Genomic DNA, 17671 nt, shown 5'->3' with positions numbered 1-17671 from the left:
CAAGCAACGGGCTCTGGAGGCGGCGATCGCGCAGATCGACCGCGCCTTCGGCAAGGGCTCGGTGATGAAGCTCGGCAAGGGCGGCGTGGCCGAGGCGATCCCCTCGGTGTCGACCGGTTCGCTGGGTCTCGACATGGCGCTCGGCATCGGCGGCCTGCCGCGCGGCCGGGTCATCGAGGTGTTCGGGCCGGAAAGCTCGGGCAAGACCACACTGGCCCTGCACACCGTGGCCGAGATCCAGAAGTCGGGCGGCACCGCCGCCTTCGTCGACGCCGAGCACGCGCTCGACCCGGGCTACGCCCAGAAATTGGGCGTCAATCTCGACGACCTGCTGGTGTCGCAGCCGGACACCGGCGAACAGGCGCTCGAGATCGTCGATACCCTGGTGCGCTCGGGCGCCGTGGACATCGTGGTGGTCGACTCGGTCGCCGCCCTGACGCCGCGGGCCGAGATCGAGGGCGAGATGGGCGACAGCCTGCCCGGCCTTCAGGCCCGCCTGATGAGCCAGGCGCTGCGCAAGCTGACCGCCTCGATCAACAAGTCGCAGTGCATCGTGCTGTTCATCAACCAGATCCGTCACAAGATCGGCGTCATGTACGGCTCGCCGGAGACGACGACGGGCGGCAATGCGCTGAAATTCTACGCCTCGGTCCGCCTGGACATCCGCCGCACCGGCGCGATCAAGGACCGCGACGAGGTGGTCGGCAACACCACCCGGGTGAAGGTGGTCAAGAACAAGGTCGCGCCGCCGTTCCGCGAGGTCATCTTCGACATCATGTACGGCGAGGGCATCTCCAAGCTGGGCGAGATCATCGACCTCGGCGTCAAGGCCGGCGTGATCGAGAAGTCGGGCAGCTGGTTCTCCTACGACAGCCAGCGCATCGGCCAGGGCCGAGAGAACGTGCGCGCCTTCCTCAAGGCCAATCCGGACATCGCCGACGCAATCGAGAAAGCCGTGCGCGCCTCGACCAGCAAGATCGCCGAGGAGCTGCTCGGCACGCCGGAACCCGACGAGGGCCAGGACCTCGAGGGCTGAGGTCAATCGACTCCGCCGACTCTGCCGAGCCTGTTTTTAGATCGGGAGAGTCGGCTCCTCCCAAAACTTCTCCGGCCGGGTCCGCCGACCCGCCACCGACCCCGCCGGGCCGGGCCGGACGGAGCGGCCGCTCGATCCCCACCCGGATCGGGCGGCCTTTTTTCGTTTCCGGCGAAGATAGCCGTGTCCGGCGGTCAGGAACCGTAGGTGAAGTCCGGCAACAGTTCTGGCCCCATGCCCCCGCAGTGGTGGATGCTGGCCTCATCGTAGTACTGGGTGGGGATGTTGGGATGCACCGCGTGGCCGGCGTAGGTCTGGCCGTCGCCATCGGTGCAGCTGTCGTAGACCGTATCCAGGAACTGGGTCTTCGCGGCATCGGCGTAGTAGGTGTACTCGTAGGCGATCCCGTAATATTTCTGGTCCCACTGAACCCACGTGTACTCCACGTGAGCCGTGGCGGTGGCCACGCCCATGCCGACAGTCGCCATGGTGGCGGCCAGGGCGCCCAGGCCCAGGTTTCTCAGCCTCATCGCATCCTCCAACGCGAAAACACGTCATTGTGCAATCATAGCTACAGTGGAAGTGACCACTGGTTGCAAATCACATAGCTGTGCTGTGGGTCGCGCGCCTGCCTCGCCAGACGCCGCGATTTCGGGCCTCAGGCAGCGGACCGCCGCCTGATCGTCGCGCTTTTTCGCATCAGGCGGGACCTTTCCACCGCGACCGCGGTTGTCGGGTTCGTCAAAACCGGAGCCCGCCATGGCAGACAACCAGGTCCAGTCCCTCAGCCAGTTCACCTTGTCCGAGACCCCCGACGGCTATCTGCTCGAGATCGAGGGTGACGGCGGCGCCGCCATGGCCGTCACCGCCACCCCGGCCCAGATCGACGCCATCATCGATGCGCTGGACGACCTGTTGTCCGAGGACGAGGCCGCCGCCGACGAGGTCGTCGCCCCGAACTGACGCCTCTGGCCATCGCGCGCGCCCGCTCCTAAGCTTCACCGCTCGGGGAGACACGATGATGACCGGATCAGGCTGGGGCGCGATCGGACGGGCGATCCTGCTGGCGACGCTGGCGGCGGGCACGCTCGACATCGGCGCGGCCATCCTCACGAACTCCCAGGTCCCGGCCCGGGTCGTGCTGCAGTCCGTGGCCGGCGGCTGGCTGGGCGCGGCCGCCTATCAGGGCGGATGGTCTACGGCCTGGCTAGGCCTGGCTTCGCATTTCGCCGTGATGCTCGGGATCGCCGCGGTATTCGTGGTTGCGGCGGCGCGGATTCCGGTCCTCCGCCGGCTGTGGTTCCCGGTCGGCGTCGCCTACGGGATTGCGGTCTGGCTGGCGATGGCCTTCGTGGTCGTGCCGCTGTCGGCCTCGACGCTGTCGCCTCCCGACAGCCTTGTGGCGGCGATGAAGCCGATCGTGATCCACATCCTGTTCGTCGGCCTCCCGATCGCGTGGATCGCCCGTCGCGTGCTGGGCGCCTCTCCGGGCGCCTGACCGCCGATCACGGGTAGGTGATGCTTTCGCGCTGAAAGCCCTATATGACGCGCGTTCCTTTTTGCCTCCCCGATTGACCGCGCGCGCCATGGCCAGCCTGAAACAGATCCGCTCGACCTTTCTCGACTATTTCGCGGCCGACGGCCACGAGAAGGTCCATTCGGCTCCTCTGGTGCCGCAGAACGACCCGACGCTGTTGTTCGTCAACGCGGGCATGGTGCCGTTCAAGGACTATTTCACCGGCGCCTCGACGCCGCCGTACCCCCGCGCCACCAGCTCGCAGAAATGCGTCCGGGCCGGCGGCAAGCACAACGATCTGGACAACGTCGGCTACACGGCCCGGCACCTGACCTTCTTCGAGATGCTGGGGAATTTCTCCTTCGGCGATTACTTCAAGGAACACGCGATCGATCGCGCCTGGAAGCTTGTCACCAAGGACTTTGGCCTCGATCCGGACCGCCTGCTGGTCACCGTCTACATCGACGACGACGAGGCCTTCGACATCTGGAAGAAGGTCACCGGCTTCCCCGACAGCAAAATCATCCGCATCGCCGGCTCCGACAATTTCTGGGCGATGGGCGACAGCGGCCCCTGCGGTCCCTGCACCGAGATTTTCTGGGACTACGGCGAGCACGTCCCCGGCGGCCCTCCCGGTTCGCCCAACGAGGACGGCGACCGGTTCGTGGAGATCTGGAACAACGTTTTCATGCAGTTCGAAAAGGAGAACGATGAGATCGTTCGCTCCCTTCCCAAGCCCTCGGTCGACACCGGCATGGGTCTCGAGCGCATGACCTCGGTGCTGCAGGGCAAGAACTCGGTGTTCGACACCGACCTGTTCCTGACTCTGATCGCCGCCTCCGAAGACGCCACCTCGACGAGGGCGGAGGGCGACCGCGCCCCGAGCCACCGGGTCATCGCCGACCACCTGCGCTCGTCAGCCTTCCTGATCGCCGACGGCGTCACGCCCTCGAACGAGGGCCGCGGCTATGTGCTGCGCCGGATCATGCGCCGGGCCATGCGCCACGCCCACTTGCTGGGCGCGTCCGACCCGCTGATGCACCGCCTGGTGCCGACCCTCGTGCAGGAGATGGGCGAGGCCTATCCCGAGCTGCGCCGCGCCCAGGCCTTCATCGAGGACACCCTGAAGCAGGAGGAGATCCGCTTCCGCACCACCCTCGGCCGCGGCATGGGCCTGCTGGAGGACGCGTCGCGCGACTTGGGCGAGGGCGGTGTACTGCCGGGCCGGACCGCCTTCACCCTCTACGACACCTACGGCTTCCCGCTCGACCTGACCCAGGACGAGGCGCGCCGCCGCGGCTTCACCGTCGACACCGAAGGGTTCGAGGCGGCGATGACCGAGCAGCGCAACCGCTCGCGCGAGCACTGGACCGGTTCGGGCCAGACCGCCTCGGCCGGAGAATGGCTGGGCCTCCGCGACCGGCTCGGCCCGACCGTCTTCACGGGCTATGACGCCGTCGAGGATACGGGCGAGGTGCTGGCCATGGTGCGCGACGGCGTCTCTGTCGACGAACTGGGCGCCGGCGAGACGGCCGAGGTGCTGTTCGACCAGACCCCGTTCTACGGCGAGGGAGGGGGCCAGGCCGGCGACAAGGGCGAGATCGAATGGACTGACGCCACCGGCCAACAGGGCTCTGGCACGGTGCTGGATGTGCAGAAGCATGCCGGCGACCTGTTCGCCCACCGCATCGAGATCAACTCGGGCACGCTCGCCATCGGCGCGCGGGTGCACCTGCGCGTGGACGCCGACGCCCGCCAGACCACCCGCGCCAACCACTCGGCCGCGCACCTGTTGCACAAGGCGCTGGCCAACGTGCTCGGCGGTCACGTGGCGCAAAAGGGCCAGTTCGTCGACGCCGAACGCCTGCGCTTCGACTTCAGCCACAACGCCCCGGTCACCGAGGACGAACTGGCGCGGATGGAGGACGAGGTGAACGCCGTCATCCGCCAGAACATCCCCGCCGAGACCAGGATGATGGCCCCGCAGGCGGCGATCGACGCCGGCGCCGTGGCCCTGTTCGGCGAGAAGTACGGCGACGAGGTCCGCGTGCTGACGCTGGGCCGTGCGCTGACGGGCGACGGCCCCTACTCCGTCGAACTGTGCGGCGGTACGCACGTGGCCCGCACCGGCGACATCGCCCTGTTCAAGATCGTGTCTGAAAGCGGCATCGCTGCCGGCGTGCGACGCATCGAGGCCCTGACCGGCGAGGCGGCGCGACAATACCTTCTAGCCCAGGCCGCGGTGGCGAAGAAGCTGGCCCAGTCGTTCAAGGTCCAGCCCGCCGACGTGCCGGCGCGGGTCGAGGCGCTGTCGGGCTCGGTCCGGACTCTGGAGAAGCAGGTCGCCGACCTGAAGAAGCAGCTGGCGCTGGGCGGCGGTTCGGGCGCGAGCGCCGCGCCCGAAGAGGTCAACGGCGTCAAGCTGATCGCTCGCATTCTCGACGGCGTCGACGGCAAGGGTCTGCGTGGCGTGGCCGAGGACTTCCGCAAGCAGGTCGGATCCGGCGTGGTCTCCCTGATCGGAGTCACCGATGGCAAGGCGGCCGTCACGGTCGCCGTCACCTCCGACATGACCGGCAAGGTCAATGCCGCCGAGTTGGCGCGTGCGGCGGTGTTGGCGATGGGCGGTCAGGGCGCAGGCGGCAAGCCCGACTTCGCCCAAGGCGGCGCGCCCGACGGATCGAAGGCCGAAGAAGGCCTCGCAGCAGTGCGGGCGGCGCTGGCCGGCTAACCTCTTGCGTCATTCTGGATGTCAACGGCGGCCAGCATCCACGTGAACAGACCGCGCCGTTCCATGATCAGCGCCAGCCGCTGGTCGGGGTGATCGCGGTCGGTCAGGGTGACGGCGAAGGCGTTGAGATCGCGGTAGCCCCAAGCCTGATGGATGTCCTTCCCGTCATCGACGGCGTCGGTGGGTTCCGGCTGATCACGCACGGTCGGATCGGGCGCCTCCGCGGTGGTGACCATACGCGCCACCACCTCGGGCGTGACGACGGCGTCGACGGCCCCCGACAGCAGCATGGGCGCCAGGATCAGGCCGAGTCCCCCGAGATTGCTCTCCATGCGCGGGTCGCGGCGCATATGGGCGGCGAGCTCCGCGGTCAGCTCGTCCTTGAGGCTCTGACGCAGCGCCGGGAAGTCGACCAGCTCCTCGATGCGGTCCGCGTCGCCGGCCTTGGCGGCGCGGATCAGCGCCTGGGCGGCGAGCACCGGGGCGGCGGCCCAGGCGATGACGAATACGGCGACGGCCGCGATCACGAGACCGGCGGCGAGTTTCTTGACCATGTGACCCTCTGGCGTCGGAACGCCTCCCCACGGCTACGGTTGCCGCGAGTCGAGCGGGCTGCCTAGGGTCGGGCCACCGGCGCCGGCGCCGCGGGGGCCGGGACGGCGGGCGCGGCTCCTTCGGGCAGGCCGATGTGGACCAGCCTCCACTCGAACGGTCCCTTGCGCTCGAAGGTGAAGATGGTGCGCGAGCCGCCCTCGTCGGTGATGGCCATGCGGGCCCTGTTGACGCCCCAGAACACCGGGGCCGGCAGCGGACTGCGGGCGGAACCGCCGTCGGGGCGGGCGGACCGCTGCGAGGCATAGCGACCGTCGCCCCGGGTCAGGCCGGCCAGCGCCGCCGGCGTCAGATAGGCGTCGGCGTCAGCCGCCGCCGCCGCGTCGGTGGGCTCGAACCGGCGGCGGACGGCGCCGATCGGATCCTCGAGGAAGGTCGGCGCCGGGGCCATGGCGGCCGGGTTCCCGGACAGCTGGGGCCACAGGGACTGGCGCACGGCGCTAAAGTCTATCAGCCGCGACAGGCCAGCCACGTCGTTGGCGTCCGCCGCCGAACGGATGCCGAAGAAAGCTACCGCCGGCGCGGCGAAAAAGCTGACCACCGCCGCGATGACGGCCAGCAGCAGCAGATTGCCGAACAGGTTCTTCAACGGGTTCTCCACGCGTTCGCGACATCAATGCACGAACGCTGGTCCGGCTCAAACGAAAGCCCCGCCGGAGCGAATCCGGCGGGGCTTTCTGGTTGGCCGCGGTCGTTGGCCCTGCGGGACCTCCCGACCCGACGCGGCCTGGCGCTTCCCGCACGCCCGGCGCTCAAGCAGCGGGCCGCCGCGCGGCGAGCGTTAGCGCCCCTCTACGAAGCAGCCATCGCCCTGGTCAGGTTCTCGGCGACCTTGTCGAGGAAGCCCTCAGTGGTCAGCCAGCCCTGCTGATCGCCGACGAGGAGCGCCAGGTCCTTGGTCATGTGGCCGGCCTCGACGGTTTCGACCACGACGCGTTCCAGGGTCTCGGCGAAGGCCGCCAGTTCGGCGTTGCCGTCCAGCTTGGCCCGGTGCGAAAAGCCGCGGGTCCAGGCGAAGATCGAAGCGATCGAATTGGTCGAGGTCGCCTCGCCCTTCTGGTGCTGGCGGTAGTGGCGGGTGACGGTGCCGTGAGCCGCTTCCGACTCCAGCACCTTGCCGTCCGGCGTCATCAGCACCGAGGTCATCAGGCCCAGCGAGCCGAAGCCCTGCGCCACCACGTCGGACTGCACGTCGCCGTCGTAGTTCTTGCACGCCCAGACGAAGCCGCCCGACCATTTGATGGCCGCGGCCACCATGTCGTCGATCAGACGGTGCTCGTAGGTCAGGCCCTTTTCCCTGAACTCGGCCGCGAACTCCTCGTCGAACACCTTCTGGAAGATGTCCTTGAAGCGCCCGTCGTAGGCCTTGAGGATGGTGTTCTTGGTCGACAGATAGACCGGGAAATTGCGCTGCAGACCGAAGGCGAAACTGGCGCGGGCGAACTCGGTGATCGAGTCGTCGAGGTTGTACATGCCCATGGCCACACCGGCCGACGGGAAGTCGAACACCTCGTGCTCGATGACCTGGCCGTCTTCGCCCTCGAATTTGATCGTCAACTTGCCGGGGCCGGGAACGAGGAAGTCCGTCGCCTTGTACTGGTCGCCGAAGGCGTGGCGGCCGACGACGATCGGCTGGGTCCAGCCGGGCACGAGCCGCGGCACGTTCGAGCAGATGATCGGCTCGCGGAAGACCACGCCGCCGAGGATGTTGCGGATGGTGCCGTTGGGCGACTTCCACATCTTCTTGAGGCCGAACTCCTTCACCCGCGCCTCGTCCGGCGTGATGGTGGCGCACTTCACGCCGACGCCGTGCTTCTGGATCGCCTTCGCGGCGTCGATCGTCACCTGGTCGTCGGTGGCGTCGCGGTTCTCCATGCCAAGGTCGTAGTAGTCCAGCTCGAGGTCCAGGAAGGGGAAGACCAGCTTGTCCTTGATCATCTGCCAGATGATCCGGGTCATCTCGTCGCCGTCGATGTCCACGATGGGGTTGGCGACCTTGATCCTGGTCATGCGGGTTCGCGCCTCTGATTGGAGTGGGGAGTGAGGCGGGCGGTATAGCGGCGGCGGCGCGCGGGCGCAAAGGGCGGCGGCGACTCGTCGGGACCGGGGGTGTATCGTCGTTCGAGGACAGCAACACACACGGGGGGAACAGGCATGCACCATTGGCGACTGACCGCCCTCTGCGCGGGCTCACTGACGATCTTCACTGCCTGCGGACCCGCAGACGCCTCGGGGGGCGAGGCCGCGCCGAGTGAGGCGGCCGCGGCCGGCTCCAGCCCTCAGGCCGCCACCTCCGCAGCCATGGCCTCCGATTCCCGGGCCTTCCGCGACTGGATCGCCATCTGCGACAACGGCAACGCCTGTTTCGCCTATGGCCCGGGACGCGAGGGATATGGCTGGGTGCGCGTCGCCATCGACCCGGGGCCGGAGGCCCGGCCCGAGGTCGCCGCGGGATACTGGCCGGATGGAGCGGAGGCGACGCGCTCCTTCGCCCTGACCATCGACGGCACCGACTATCCGATGACGCTCGCCGCCAACGAGCCGGTCGCCGCCGAGGTCCCGGCCGAGCGGGCTCTGGAGGTAGTGCGCGCGCTGGCCGGCGGAAGCACGGCCCGGATTGGCGCGGACCACGAGATTTCCCTGTCCGGCGCCGCGGCCGCCCTGCTCTGGATCGACGAGCGGCAGGGCCGGGTGAACACGGTGACGGCTCTGCGCCGCGCCGGATCCCGGCCGGCGTCGGCGGTTCGGGCCGCACCGCCCCTGCCCGTCGTCAGCCCGGCGCCGGCTGTGTCCCAAGCGGGCTTCGGCGAGCAGAACCAGGTGCTGCCGGCCGCGTTGGTAGCCGTACCGGCGGTGGCGGAGTGCCGGGCCGAAACCACGGAGCACTGGGTGGGCAAGGAATTGATGTCGGCGAGACTGGATGCCTCCACCGCACTCTGGGCGGTCCCCTGCTTCGCCGGGGCCTACAACGTCGGCCATGACTGGTATGTCACAGGCCCCGGCGGCGGCGATCCCCGACCGGCGCGGCTGACCTCAAGCTCCGGCGAGGCCGGCGCCGGAACGATCAACGGCGGCTATTCGCCGGAGACCCGGACCATCACGGCCTTCGCCAAGGGACGGGGCGTCGGCGACTGCGGGACCGCCTCGACCTGGACCTGGACCGGCCGCGAGTTTGTTCTGACCCAGGAGTCGGACATGCAGGAATGCTGGGGCATCCCGCCGGACTACTGGCCGACCACGTGGCGGACGCGTTGAGCCAGGCCGGCCCGGAGGTCCTGATCATCGGCGCCGGCCCGGCCGGGCTGACCGCCGCCACCTATCTGGCGCGCTTCCGGCGGCGGGTGATGGTCGCCGATGGCGGCGCGCCGCGGGCCAGCTGGATTCCGGTCAGCCACAACCTGCCCGGTTTTCCGCAGGGGATCACCGGCGACGCCATCATCCGGCGGATGACCGAACAGGCGCTGGAGTTCGACGCGGTGATCGAGCCCGGCCGGGTCGAGACCCTTGAGCGGGAGGGCGAAGGCTTCAAGGCTCGCCTGAACGGGCGCGTGGTGAGCGCCCGGGCGGTGCTTCTGGCCACCGGCGTCACCGACCACCACCCCGATCTGCCCGGCGTGGAGCGGGGCATCGAGCGGGGTCTGGTTCGCATCTGCCCCATCTGCGACGGCTACGAGGCCATCGACAAGGCCGTCGCCATCATCGGCAAGGATGACCGGGGCGTGCGCGAGGCGGCCTTCCTGCGCACCTATTCCGGACAGGTGACGCTGATCCATGTCGGCGCCGCCGAAGCCCTGACCGAAGAGGATGAACTGCGCCGGATGGGTGTCGAGCTTATCCGGGCGCCGATCGACAATGTGCGGCTGGAGGGCGACCGGGTGACGGCGCTGAGCTGGGGCGGCGCGTTCCGGGTCTTCGATCTCGTCTATTCTGCGCTGGGAACGTCGCCGAACGCGGAACTGGCGCAGGCGCTCGGGGCGGCCGTCGGCGAAGATGGCTGCATGATCGTCGACGCTCACCAGGCGACCAGCGTGACCGGTCTCTTCGCGGCCGGGGACGTGGTGCGCGGGCTGAACCAGATCGCCGTGGCGGGCGCCGAGGCCGCAATAGCCGCTACCGCCATTCACAACGACTTGCGCGAGGCGGACGGCTGGACAGTCGATCCCGCCAACGCAAACGACCCGGAACCGTAAGAGCAGGAGGCTCCTTCCGGGTCCGGGCCGAACGCCTTACGGGGTGCGATCGCGACAGCATGCGGAGATTGGGCTCCTCCGCCGTGACCGCTCGGGGACCGATCACCGGCTCCAGGGCGTCACGATCCGCTGCGGCTTGCGGATGCGGGCCCGCGTGCGGCTGCGTCGCCAGTCGTTGAGCACGGAGGCCCAACCCCATGTAGGTTCCTTATGCGTGTGGTGAATCTCTTCCATGTCGACCTCCTGACGATCCTTCTGTGAGGGCAGGATCAGAATGAGCTTGACAGGACAGCGTCGCAAACCAGATTGACCGGACGCAGCATAAGGCACACTTATGGCCGATCCCCTTGCCGGCATTCCCCTTGCCTCCATCCGCGTGTTCGAGGCCGCCGCCCGCCTGAACAGCTTCACCCGGGCCGCCGAGGAACTGGGCATGACCCAGGCCGCGGTCAGCTGGCAGATCAAGGCGCTGGAGGGCCGGCTGGGACAAAGCCTGTTCCGCCGGCTGCCGCGCGAGGTCGTTCCGACCGAGTCCGGGGAGCGGCTGTCGCGCGCCGCCACCGAAGCCATGAGCCTGCTGCGGCGGGCGCTGTCGGACCTGACCGAGGCGGATCAGGCGATCCTGTCGATCACCACCCTGGCGACGCTGGCGACGCAGTGGCTGGCGCCGCGGCTGGGCGAGTTCCAGCTGGCGCATCCCGAGCTGGCGGTGCGGCTCGACACGGCGGCGCACCTGATCGACCTGTCCCGGGAAGGCTTCGACGTCGGCATCCGCTCGGGTACAGGCGACTGGCCGGGGGTCGAGAGCGTCGAGGTCATGCCGAGCGTGTTCACGCCGGTCTGCAGCCCGCGGCTACGCGACAGGCTGAACCTCCGGACCGCCGAGGACTTGCTCAAGGCGCCGCGAATCGGCCTGGAGAAGGAGTGGGCGGTCTGGTTCGCCGCCGCCGGGGTCGCGGCCGACGGACAGACGCCGTCCCGGCTGCGCGCCGACTATCAGGCGCTGGAGGTGGCGTCGGCGCTCGGCGACCAGGGCGTGGCGTTGGCCTCGCCGATCCTGTTCGCGCGGGAGCTGGCGGCGGGACTTCTGGTCCAGCCGGTTCCCCTCTCGGTCAAGCTGATCCCTGGCTACGCCTATTGGCTGGTCTGGCCGGAAGGCCGTCGCCGGTCGCCCAAGATCGCCCGCTTCCGCGACTGGATCCTCGCCGCCGCCGCGGCCGATCCCAGCGTGCGCGCCGCCCGCGAGGCGGTTGAGCCGGGTTGACCGGTCTCCTTACGAGCGCATCAGGTTCTCCAGCACCGACAGCGGCGTCGAGCCGTTGACCAGCACAGCGTCGTGGAAGCGCCGCAGGTTGAAGCCCGGCTTCGCCTCCGCCTCGGCCCGCAGGCGGGCGATGACGGTGTGGCCGATCTTGTAGGCGCAAGCCTGGCCTGGCATGGCGCAGTAGCGGTTGATCTCGCTGTTGGCGGCGCCGACCGGCTTGGCCCCCGAGGCGACCATGTAGTCGACTGCCTGCTCACGGCTCCAGCGCTTGTGGTGCAGACCGGTGTCGACGACCAGCCGCACCGCCCGGAACAGGTAGGACATCAGGAAGCCGACGCGACCCAGCGGATCGTCGGCGTAGACGTTCAGGTCGTCGGCGGCGACCGCCTCGGCATAGAGGGCCCACCCCTCGCTGTAGGCGGAGAAGCCGTTGGCGCGACGCCAGGCGGGGAGGCTCTCGGTCTCGCGCTGCAGGGCGACCTGCAGGTGATGGCCGGGAGAGGCCTCGTGATAGGTCAGGGTCGGCAGGGAGAATTTCGGCCAGTTCGCCGTGTCCCGCAGATTGATGTAGTAGGCGCCCGGCCGTGAGCCGTCGAGCGGCGGTCCCTGGTAGTAGCCGCCTGGCGCGCCCGCCTCGATCGCCGGCGGCACGCGGCGCACCTCGACACTGGTGCGCGGCAGGCGCCCGAACAGGCGCGGCAGCAGCGGGTCGAGCGCGGCGACCTGCCGGTTGAGGCTTTCGATCAGCGCGGCCTTGCCCTCGTCGGTGTTGGGCCAGAGCTGGGCGGGATCCTTGTTGAGGGCGTCGATGCGTTGACCGACTGTGCCCTCGGTCATGCCCTGCGCCTTCAGGATCGTGTCGATTTCGGCGCTGATGCTCGCCACCTGCTCGAGGCCGACAGCGTGGACCTCGTCCGGCGTCATGTCGGTGGTTGTCCAGTATTTCAGTCCGTGGGCGTAGAAGCGCTCTCCGTCGGGCAGGCGCCAGACTCCGGCGTCGTGGACGGCGCCCGGGCGCAGGCGTTCGAAGGCGGCGATCTGGCGGTCGAGCGCCGGCTTCACCTCGGCGTCGACGATGGCCCCGCCGCGATCGCCGTATCCGGTCAGACCGAGCGCCGTAGCCTTGCGCTCAAGCGTACGGATCATCGCCATGTCGGGAGAGGGCTGGCCGCGCAGCGCCTTCAGCTGCCCGAGCGTCAGGTCGATGATGAAGTCCGGCGGGACCACGCCCTTGCGGGCGTCGCGCGCGATGCGGGCGGTCTCGGCCTCGAGGTTGGGGCCGAAGGCGGAGAGGCGGCCGAGGAAGGCCTCTGCGCCGTCGCGATCCTCAACGCGGTGCTGGGTGTCCATGAAGTCGGGGACGGTGAAGTAGGACCCGGTCATCTGGTTGACGAGGTAGGGCCCCATGCGCCCGCCCTCGATGGCCGAGCCGTAGTCGAACGAGGCGCCCGTCGAGGCGGTCTGGGCGCGGAAGGCGGCGACGGCGAGGTTGATGGAGCCAGGCCGGGTCAGGCCCGTCTGGTCGAAGTCGGCGAGGGCCTGCAGGCGGGCGTTGGCGGTGGTGCGGTCGAGCATCCAGGCCGGCTCGCTGCGGTCGGACAGCTTCGACGAGAGGTGGGCCCGGGAGCCCTTGTCCAGGCCGAGGTTGGTGGCGGTTTCGGGGGAGCGGTCGACGTCCTCGTCGAACCAGCGCGACAGCATGGCGTCGAGGCGGTCGTCGGCCTCGCTGCGGGCGAAGGCGGGCCCGGCGAGGGCGAGGCCGGCGCCGGCGGCGGCGGTCTGGAGCAGGCGGCGGCGGTCGATCATGGCGGCGGTCTCCGGTCAGGCGGGCACCTTGGGCCGAACGGCGCCGCTTCGACAAGTCAGGCCGCGCGGAGCTCCTGCTTGACCCGTTCGGCGAGGGTCTTGATGTCGAGCGGCTTGGGCAGGAAGGAGACGCCGACCTCGTCCTGCAGCAGGTCGGAGAAGTCGCTCTCCGCATAGCCGGAGATGAACATCACCGGAGCGTCGCCGAGGAAGGGGCGGGCCTTCTTGAGCAAGGACGGGCCGTCGAGGCCGGGCATGATGACGTCGGAGATCATCATGTCGATGGTGCCGGCGTGCTGTTCGGCCAGTTCGAGAGCCTCCTCGCCGTCGGCGGCCTCGATCACCTCATAGCCGCGCTGGCGCAGCAGGCGGGCGGCGATGCCGCGCACGGCGGCCTCGTCCTCGACGAACAGGATGCGGCCGGCGCCTGAGAGGTCGCGCGGGGCCTTGGCGACCTTCTCGATCACGGGCGTCTCGGCCAGTTCGGCCTCGGCGGCCTCGGGCAGGAAGATGCGGAAGGCCGCGCCGGCGCCCTCGATGTTGGTGACGTTGATGTGGCCGCCGGCCTGTTCGACGATGCCGTAGACGGTGGCCAGACCCATGCCGGTGCCCTCGTTCACCGCCTTGGTGGTGAAGAAGGGCTCGAAGATCTTGCCGAGGATGTCGGGCGGCACGCCGGGGCCGGTGTCGCTGACCTCGATCAGGGCGACGGCGGTGGTGGACGGATGGGTCCAGCCCAGGGCGCGGGCCTCGTCGGCGGTCAGCCGGGCGGTGCGGATGGTGACCACGCCGGCCCCCGGCTCGACCACGCCGCGCATGGCGTCGCGGGCGTTGACGGCGAGGTTCATCACCGCCGTCTCGAGCTGGCTCTTGTCGGCCAGCACCACCGGCAGGTCGCGGCCGTAGTCGGTCTCGAGGCGGACGTCCTCGCGCAGCAGGCGGCGCAGCAGCACCGCGAACTCGCCGACCAGTTCGCCGAGGTCGAGGCGCTCGCGGCGGACGGTCGACTTGCGCGAGAAGGCCAGCAGCTTGCGCACGAGGTCGGCGGCGCGGATGGCGGTCTGGCGGATCTCGTTGAGGCCGTCGTAGGACGGGTCGCCGACGGGGTGGCGCTCCAGCAGGCCGGAGAGCTGAAGCTGGATGGCGGTGAGCAGGTTGTTGAAGTCGTGGGCCACGCCGCCGGCCAGCTGACCCACGGCCTGCATCTTCTGGGCCTGCGAGAGCTGCAGCTCCATCGACTTCTGGGCCGAAACGTCGAACAGCCAGATGCGGCGCCTGTCGCCTTCGGGGGCGACGTAGAGGTGCAGCATCTTGTCGGGGAAGGCGCGGGCGACGAGCTCGATCGGGCCGGAGGAGCCGGCGGCCAGCTTGGCGCGGGCCTCGGCGACGCCGGCGGGATCGAACAGGTGGCCGAAGGCGGCGTCGCGGGCGGCGGCGGGGCCGGTCAGGACGGCGAGGGCGGCGTTGGCTTCCTCGACCTTGCCGCCGAACAGGTCCTCGGCGGCGATCACGGCGGAACCGAACGGAGCGCCGGCGGCCATGGCCCGGCTCTCGGCGGCGCTGGAGCTGGGCGCGGGCGCGCCGCTGGTCATGACCGGCAGGGCGGCGTCGGGCGCGGCGCGGACGAGGAAACGGCCCTCCCCGGCCTGGCCGATCAGCACCTCCTGCTCACGGTCGCCGATGACCACGATCGCGCGGCCCTGCTCGCCGGCGCGGGCCTGGGCGAAGGCCATGTAGAGGGCGGACGCCGAACGGCCCTTGGGCAGGCTGGTGACGGCACCGTTGCTCTCGGCCCATGCGGCGTTGAAGGCCAGCACCTGTCCCGAGGCCCAGACGAGGGCGGCGGGCTCGGCCATGGCGTCGAGCAGGTCGATGGTGGTGTCGCCCAGCGGCTTGCGGGTCTCGCCGCGGGCGAAGGCGAACAGGCCGATCAGGGCCACGGCGCCGGCGGTGAAGATCAGCATCAGCCCGGGCGCGGTCATGGGATCGGACCGGAAGGCCGGATAGGCCAGCGCCCCGACGGCCACGACGAAGCCGACGGCCATGACGATGAGCAGCGGATCGAAGCCCTTGCGGGTGGTTGCGGTCATGTCGCCTCGGCCCGAATCATGGGGCGTTTCCGGCGATGATGGTCCGTATGCGGTCCGGGGGCGAATCCGGTGGCGGGCGTCGGGTTTTACCCGGGTGAAATCCGGAAAAACGGTGTGGCAGAGTCGGCAGAGTCGGCGCCGGGTCAGCAGAAATTCGCAGTGGCAGAGTCGGCAGAGTCTACATCGGCGCGCCTCGGACGGTGCGGCGGGGATTCGGTTGTCAAAGACCGTCGCCTGCCGGGACGACAGCACGGGTGATATTATGCGCCCGCCGTTTGCTCAGGCGGGAAGATCGCTTCGAGAAAAGGCGATGTGTCCGGAAAGGCGGAAGGTTTTCCGCGCTATCGGACTATAATTCCGCGGATTGCCGGCACAGCGACGCGTTCACCTCTCCATCGGCGTAGGCCGATGGAGAGGACAGGTCGATGCGAAGCAGCGACCAAGTGGGGGCGGCGCGGTCGAGGGTGATTGGCGCTCGACCCCCGCCGCTTGCGCCGCCCCCTCCTGATCGCTGCGCGATCTGTCCTCCCCATTCGCCTTCGCGAATGGGGAGGTGACGGACTGCGCGCCTCAGGCCGCCTTCAGCCGTTCGGCCTTCTGGTCGCGGGCGGCGTTTATGCGGGCTTCGGCGATGGCGTCGGCGATCTCGTGGGTCGGGCGCTTCTCCGCGGCGGAGCGTTCGAGGATTTCCTCCAGCGTCTCCATCAGGCGGGACAGCTTGCCCTCGACCCATTGCGGATCATAGGCGCCGCCGGTCTGGCGGGCCTTCATCTCGGAGGCGACATTAATGATGCCGCCGCCGTTCACGACGTAGTCAGGGGCGTAGAGCACGCCGCGCTCGAACAGGACGCGGCCGATCTCCGGGGTCGCCAGCTGATTGTTGGCGGCGCCGACGACGGCCTTGGCCGTGATGCGGTCGAGGGTCTCGGAGTTCAGCGTCGCGCCCAGCGCGCACGGGGCGTAGATGTCCGCCTTGACGTCATAGATGGCGTCGGGAGCCACGACCTCGGCGTTGGTGCGGGCGGCGACTTCCGACAGCAGGGCGGTGTTGACGTCGGTCATGACCAGTTTCGCGCCGGCGGCGTGCAGCTTGTCGGCGAGGTAGCCGCCGACGTGGCCGATGCCCTGCAGGGCCACGGTCAGGCCGGTCAGGTCGTCCTGCTTCCACAGGCGGCGGGCGACGGTCAGGGTCGAGCGGTAGACGCCCTCGGCGGTGACCGGCGACGGGTCGCCCGAGGCTTCCGGGCCGTCGTTGAGGCCGAGCACATAGGGGGTGACCTTGCGCGCCTCGGCGATGTCGGCGACCGACACGCCCACGTCCTCCGCCGCATAGTAGCGGCCGCCGAGGGTATCGACGGCGCGGCCGAAGGCCTGGAACAGCTCGGAGGTCTTCTGAGTGCGGCTGTCGCCGATGATGACCGACTTGCCGCCGCCCATCTCGAGATCGGCGACCGCGTTCTTGTAGCTCATGCCCTTCGACAGACGCAGAACGTCCTCAAGCGCCTCGGCGCTGGAGGCGTAGTTCCACATCCGGGTGCCGCCGACGGCCGGGCCGCGCGCGGTTGAGTGAACAGCGATAATGCCGCGCAGGCCGGTCTTTTCATCAAAGACGGCGTGGACGCCTTCGTGGTTCGCGAAGGACGGGGAATCGAACAGCGTCTTACCCATGACAGGCGTCTCCCGGGGTATTTTTTGTTGCGGGGCTGATACGCCGGGGCGAGATGAACCGCAAGCATGGCGGTTTGGGGCGTGGGGCCGGGGGCCAGGGTCCAGGTCCAGGGGCAAGGATCGAGAGCCCCGGCCATTGCGGAAGAGAGCGCAGGGTCGCTAACCTCGCCGGGCGGAAGGGAGCCGCCGTCCATGACCGGAACGACCGTCAGCGGCGGCGTGGTGCACGACCTGCCCGCCGATCTCGAAGAGATGCTGATCGCCGAGCCGGCGGCGCTGGCGACGTGGGAGGACATCACCCCGCTGGCGCGCAACGAATGGATCTGCTGGGTCGAGTCGGTGAAGAGGCCGGAGACACGGCTGAAGCACGTGGAACAGGCCCGCTCCGACCTGAAGGACGGCAAGCGCCGACCCTGCTGCTGGCCGGGGTGCCCGCACCGGGAGAGGACGGGAAGGGTGCGGGGCTGAGGGGGCGAAGGGCCGCTATCGACCCGTTGCGGACCTTCGCCACCGCTGTATCGTCAGCCATGGCTTCGATCCGCGCAGCTTCCGGTCCACCAACGCCCTCGGGACACCTGCACCACTCTCGAACGCGCCCGTTCCTGATTATCGACTCGGGCTGGCCGACCAATCCGCATGAACTGAACATCGACAATACGTTGCTGCTCCCCTGCGCCGAGGGACGAGTCCTTTCCCGGATCGAACTTATGTTGCCGAGCCGTCGATGGACCGGAGAGCGACTTACGGAGCCATTCCCG

Annotated in this window: 16 protein-coding genes; 9 read left to right on the top strand and 7 right to left on the bottom strand. The window is 69.3% G+C overall.

What is annotated here, in order from left to right:
* The coding region (recA, locus tag VEC04_RS06650) for a recombinase RecA (RefSeq protein ID WP_324775096.1) at nucleotides 1-1036 on the top strand (1036 nt) is incomplete at its 5' end.
* Between the two features lie 194 nt (nucleotides 1037-1230).
* Here the strand turns inward: recA and VEC04_RS06645 are convergent.
* A complete protein-coding gene (locus tag VEC04_RS06645; RefSeq protein WP_324775094.1) occupies nucleotides 1231-1566 on the bottom strand; it encodes a hypothetical protein in 336 nt (111 codons plus the stop codon).
* A gap of 229 nt (nucleotides 1567-1795) precedes the next feature.
* Here VEC04_RS06645 and VEC04_RS06640 point away from each other — a divergent pair, with 229 nt between their 5' ends.
* The 3 genes from VEC04_RS06640 to alaS all read left to right on the top strand — a co-directional run bounded on the left by VEC04_RS06640 (nucleotide 1796) and on the right by alaS (nucleotide 5283).
* The gene (locus tag VEC04_RS06640; protein ID WP_324775092.1) at nucleotides 1796-1999 is read left to right on the top strand and encodes a hypothetical protein; all 204 of its coding nucleotides are present in this window, start codon (nucleotides 1796-1798) and stop codon (nucleotides 1997-1999) included.
* A gap of 58 nt (nucleotides 2000-2057) precedes the next feature.
* Nucleotides 2058-2534 carry a hypothetical protein gene (locus VEC04_RS06635; protein WP_324775090.1) on the top strand — a complete coding sequence of 159 codons (477 nt, stop codon included), beginning with the start codon at nucleotides 2058-2060 and terminating at the stop codon, nucleotides 2532-2534.
* A gap of 88 nt (nucleotides 2535-2622) precedes the next feature.
* Nucleotides 2623-5283, top strand: a complete 2661-nt coding sequence (gene alaS / locus VEC04_RS06630; protein ID WP_324775088.1) for an alanine--tRNA ligase — start codon at nucleotides 2623-2625, stop codon at nucleotides 5281-5283.
* Here alaS and VEC04_RS06625 read toward each other — a convergent pair.
* From VEC04_RS06625 to VEC04_RS06615, 3 genes are all read right to left on the bottom strand, one after another.
* Nucleotides 5280-5837: a DUF2939 domain-containing protein gene (locus tag VEC04_RS06625; protein WP_324775086.1), complete on the bottom strand. Its 558-nt coding sequence runs from the start codon at nucleotides 5835-5837 to the stop codon at nucleotides 5280-5282. The genes alaS and VEC04_RS06625 overlap by 4 nt on opposite strands.
* 62 nt (nucleotides 5838-5899) lie before the next feature.
* The gene (locus tag VEC04_RS06620; protein ID WP_324775084.1) at nucleotides 5900-6484 is read right to left on the bottom strand and encodes a DUF2939 domain-containing protein; all 585 of its coding nucleotides are present in this window, start codon (nucleotides 6482-6484) and stop codon (nucleotides 5900-5902) included.
* A 203-nt stretch (nucleotides 6485-6687) separates the two neighbouring features.
* Nucleotides 6688-7905: an NADP-dependent isocitrate dehydrogenase gene (locus tag VEC04_RS06615; RefSeq protein ID WP_324775082.1), complete on the bottom strand. Its 1218-nt coding sequence runs from the start codon at nucleotides 7903-7905 to the stop codon at nucleotides 6688-6690.
* 291 nt (nucleotides 7906-8196) lie between these two features.
* Here VEC04_RS06615 and VEC04_RS06610 point away from each other — a divergent pair, with 291 nt between their 5' ends.
* From VEC04_RS06610 to VEC04_RS06600, 3 genes are all read left to right on the top strand, one after another.
* Nucleotides 8197-9150, top strand: a complete 954-nt coding sequence (locus tag VEC04_RS06610) for a DUF1176 domain-containing protein (RefSeq protein ID WP_324775080.1) — start codon at nucleotides 8197-8199, stop codon at nucleotides 9148-9150.
* Nucleotides 9099-10085 carry an NAD(P)/FAD-dependent oxidoreductase gene (locus VEC04_RS06605; RefSeq protein WP_324775078.1) on the top strand — a complete coding sequence of 329 codons (987 nt, stop codon included), beginning with the start codon at nucleotides 9099-9101 and terminating at the stop codon, nucleotides 10083-10085. Before VEC04_RS06610 ends, VEC04_RS06605 begins: the two co-directional genes overlap by 52 nt.
* Nucleotides 10086-10419: 334 nt before the next feature.
* A complete protein-coding gene (locus VEC04_RS06600; protein WP_324775076.1) occupies nucleotides 10420-11349 on the top strand; it encodes a LysR substrate-binding domain-containing protein in 930 nt (309 codons plus the stop codon).
* 9 nt (nucleotides 11350-11358) lie between these two features.
* Here the strand turns inward: VEC04_RS06600 and VEC04_RS06595 are convergent, their stop codons facing one another.
* The 3 genes from VEC04_RS06595 to VEC04_RS06585 all read right to left on the bottom strand — a co-directional run bounded on the left by VEC04_RS06595 (nucleotide 11359) and on the right by VEC04_RS06585 (nucleotide 16913).
* Nucleotides 11359-13155 carry a DUF885 domain-containing protein gene (locus VEC04_RS06595; protein ID WP_324775074.1) on the bottom strand — a complete coding sequence of 599 codons (1797 nt, stop codon included), beginning with the start codon at nucleotides 13153-13155 and terminating at the stop codon, nucleotides 11359-11361.
* Nucleotides 13156-13211: 56 nt separating this feature from the next.
* Nucleotides 13212-15245: a cell cycle histidine kinase CckA gene (gene cckA / locus VEC04_RS06590; RefSeq protein ID WP_324775072.1), complete on the bottom strand. Its 2034-nt coding sequence runs from the start codon at nucleotides 15243-15245 to the stop codon at nucleotides 13212-13214.
* Between the two features lie 570 nt (nucleotides 15246-15815).
* Entirely contained in the window at nucleotides 15816-16913 is a 1098-nt protein-coding gene (locus VEC04_RS06585; protein ID WP_324775070.1) for a Glu/Leu/Phe/Val dehydrogenase, read from the bottom strand.
* Nucleotides 16914-17105: 192 nt separating this feature from the next.
* Here VEC04_RS06585 and VEC04_RS06580 point away from each other — a divergent pair, with 192 nt between their 5' ends.
* A complete protein-coding gene (locus VEC04_RS06580) occupies nucleotides 17106-17381 on the top strand; it encodes a YdeI/OmpD-associated family protein (protein ID WP_324775068.1) in 276 nt (91 codons plus the stop codon).
* A 59-nt stretch (nucleotides 17382-17440) separates the two neighbouring features.
* Nucleotides 17441-17671, top strand: a 231-nt coding sequence (locus tag VEC04_RS06575) for a hypothetical protein (RefSeq protein ID WP_324775066.1), incomplete at its 3' end; no start/stop codon positions are given.

The organism is Brevundimonas sp. (genome assembly GCF_035626535.1).
In the GTDB taxonomy this organism is placed as follows: Bacteria; Pseudomonadota; Alphaproteobacteria; order Caulobacterales; family Caulobacteraceae; genus Brevundimonas.
This window is presented reverse-complemented; position numbering and strand designations above follow the sequence as displayed.

Excerpts from the sequence above, each read along its gene's own strand:
- VEC04_RS06610 (WP_324775080.1), top strand. The coding sequence starts at position 8,197 with ATGGCCTCCGATTCCCGGGCCTTCCGCGACTGGATCGCCATCTGCGAC.
- VEC04_RS06580 (WP_324775068.1), top strand. The coding sequence starts at position 17,106 with ATGACCGGAACGACCGTCAGCGGCGGCGTGGTGCACGACCTGCCCGCC.
- VEC04_RS06625 (WP_324775086.1), bottom strand. The coding sequence starts at position 5,837 with ATGGTCAAGAAACTCGCCGCCGGTCTCGTGATCGCGGCCGTCGCCGTA.
- VEC04_RS06635 (WP_324775090.1), top strand. The coding sequence starts at position 2,058 with ATGACCGGATCAGGCTGGGGCGCGATCGGACGGGCGATCCTGCTGGCG.
- VEC04_RS06640 (WP_324775092.1), top strand. The coding sequence starts at position 1,796 with ATGGCAGACAACCAGGTCCAGTCCCTCAGCCAGTTCACCTTGTCCGAG.
- cckA (WP_324775072.1), bottom strand. The coding sequence starts at position 15,245 with ATGACCGCAACCACCCGCAAGGGCTTCGATCCGCTGCTCATCGTCATG.
- VEC04_RS06600 (WP_324775076.1), top strand. The coding sequence starts at position 10,420 with ATGGCCGATCCCCTTGCCGGCATTCCCCTTGCCTCCATCCGCGTGTTC.
- alaS (WP_324775088.1), top strand. The coding sequence starts at position 2,623 with ATGGCCAGCCTGAAACAGATCCGCTCGACCTTTCTCGACTATTTCGCG.
- VEC04_RS06645 (WP_324775094.1), bottom strand. The coding sequence starts at position 1,566 with ATGAGGCTGAGAAACCTGGGCCTGGGCGCCCTGGCCGCCACCATGGCG.
- VEC04_RS06585 (WP_324775070.1), bottom strand. The coding sequence starts at position 16,913 with ATGGGTAAGACGCTGTTCGATTCCCCGTCCTTCGCGAACCACGAAGGC.
- VEC04_RS06615 (WP_324775082.1), bottom strand. The coding sequence starts at position 7,905 with ATGACCAGGATCAAGGTCGCCAACCCCATCGTGGACATCGACGGCGAC.
- VEC04_RS06605 (WP_324775078.1), top strand. The coding sequence starts at position 9,099 with ATGCTGGGGCATCCCGCCGGACTACTGGCCGACCACGTGGCGGACGCG.
- VEC04_RS06595 (WP_324775074.1), bottom strand. The coding sequence starts at position 13,155 with ATGATCGACCGCCGCCGCCTGCTCCAGACCGCCGCCGCCGGCGCCGGC.